The organism is Kitasatospora sp. NPDC059817, assembly GCF_042731835.1.
GTDB lineage: Bacteria > Actinomycetota > Actinomycetes > Streptomycetales > Streptomycetaceae > Kitasatospora.
This window is the reverse complement of sequence record NZ_JBHWIR010000402.1, coordinates 1-1,999: the sequence shown is the minus strand read 5'-3', so window position 1 is coordinate 1,999 and position 1,999 is coordinate 1. Positions and strand designations below refer to the sequence as shown.

General features: G+C 38.4%; 1 protein-coding gene. It reads right to left on the bottom strand.

Going from position 1 to position 1,999, the window contains the following annotated elements; all coding sequences use genetic code 11:
* Window positions 1-900 (bottom strand): aspartate phosphatase (locus ACFV61_RS35745; protein WP_380496336.1); only part of this gene is annotated, 900 nt, incomplete at its 3' end.
* Window positions 901-1,999 lie beyond the last annotated feature (1,099 nt).

Here is a 1,999-nt window from a genome sequence, read left to right as displayed (position 1 = left end):
AAATAAATCCTGAAACAGACTATCGTTAAATTCTTCAGCTACCTCCATTGCGTTACCAAATACTCCGCGTCCTTCAATCTTTTCATTGTTCCTAAAATGAATCAGAGCTAAATCATAATAAGCCTGGGTAATTTCCTTCGCTCCGCTTATTTTAGCTGCCTTTATAGCCTTGTGATAATAAGGTACAGCCGAAAAAAGGCTTCCCATCTGGTTATAACTATTCCCCATATTCAACAAAGCTTTTGCCTTTAAAGGAGATTGGTCCTCCATACTATCCAGCAAAAATAAAGCTTTTTTCATATGAGAAAGCGCTCTGTCATGAGTCCTCAAATCATCATAATTGCCGGCAATAACAAAATGACACTTGATTCGATGAATTTTATAAGTATCGTGCTTTTTATAAATGTCATATGCCTGTTGCACATAATACATAGATACATGTGTTTGTTTCATATGGTAAAAGACCTCAGCCATTTTAAAATAAAACTCAGCTTTCTCTATTTCATCCAAAACCCTCGAAAGCTTCTTCTCAGCCTTTTTGTATGACTGAATGGCTCTTATGTACTCACCAACAGAAAAATCGTACATCCCTTTAAAAAAGTAAGTGTAGTACTCCATCATTCCAGACAGTTTTTTACCTTTCCCCTCAATCTTTTTTAAATAATCACCTTTATTGATTTTTTTAGAGGGATCAGCTGGAAACAAATAATCAAGCATCATACGGTGTCTGAACTCGATCAGCTGATAATATATAAGCAAATCTTGATTTTCTTCCATTACATCAATCATCTGTTCAACTTCCGCTTTTACCTTTTCAGCGTTTCTAACATCGAATCGATTTATGTACATGTGCCACTCATTTATCTTTAGCCCCACATTCGCAGATGGAATAACTTCCATTCCGAGTAACTCCTCCCCTAATTTAATACTTTTTGTGTAAATGGTAGCACAGAAAAAGGTATTAAATCGGAGTTGCGGGCGCAGAATCAAAAATTTTCGGCAAGCCGAAAACGAAATTTTTATAATTTTCTATGAAAACCATGATAATTTTCATAAATCTGCTTTTACCCATGAAAAAAGAGCAAAAAAATAGCCCTTTCGTTATATCTAAAAGAGACCTCTACAATCCAAAAATCAAAAAACTGCTAAATTTCTTTTCACAAAATCCAAACACCTTAAAAAACCATTTACAGCCCTTTACAGCCTTTTGAATATCATCACGACTTTTTATTCGACTTTAAATCCAAAACCCCTCAGAAACGAATCTGAACACCCTCAGACACATCCTCACCATCTACAAACTTCCAAACACACAATATCTACTTACCTACACACCAAAACTCTCATCTCACACATTCCCCTCTTAACATTGACCTCTCTCCCTAATCACTCCCATCACATATTCACCCTATACACTTCACTATCTCACTATCTCACTACCTCCCGTTCCTCCCACATACAACCTCCCCACACACTCACATCTTTCTATCGTGCGTTCGTGGTCTTTATTCCTTGCGTAGCCTATAAGGGTCACGGGTTGAAACAAAGTAAAAAGCCGTGACCCTTATAGGCGAAGCTTGCCTAAATGTTGAACGACTCTCGGTTTTTCTGATGCTATTAGTGTTCGGGAGGAACGGGATTGGTGTTTAAAAATAAACCCTTTTTAAACCCGTAAAACAAGGCATTTTAAACACTTAAAACAGCTATAAAAAAAGACGGACTGTTTTTACAGTCCGCCTTTCTCTTTAAGCGCAAAAGCCGGCAAGCCAGAAGCACTTATTTTTATCATAGCACTAAGTTCTTTTCTTTTAACAGACAAGCAAAAAACTATAGTGTAAAAAATTTTTATACTATGGGCTTTGCCCAAACCCACCAACGGATGGCCGTTGGATTCCAGCATTCAATCCCCCCAACCCCCCGCATCTCCGGGGGGCTCCCTCGCCGGTTGGCGTCAAACAAACGGGTTTGTTTGAGTGCTGAAAGGGTCCGGGTGGCGCTG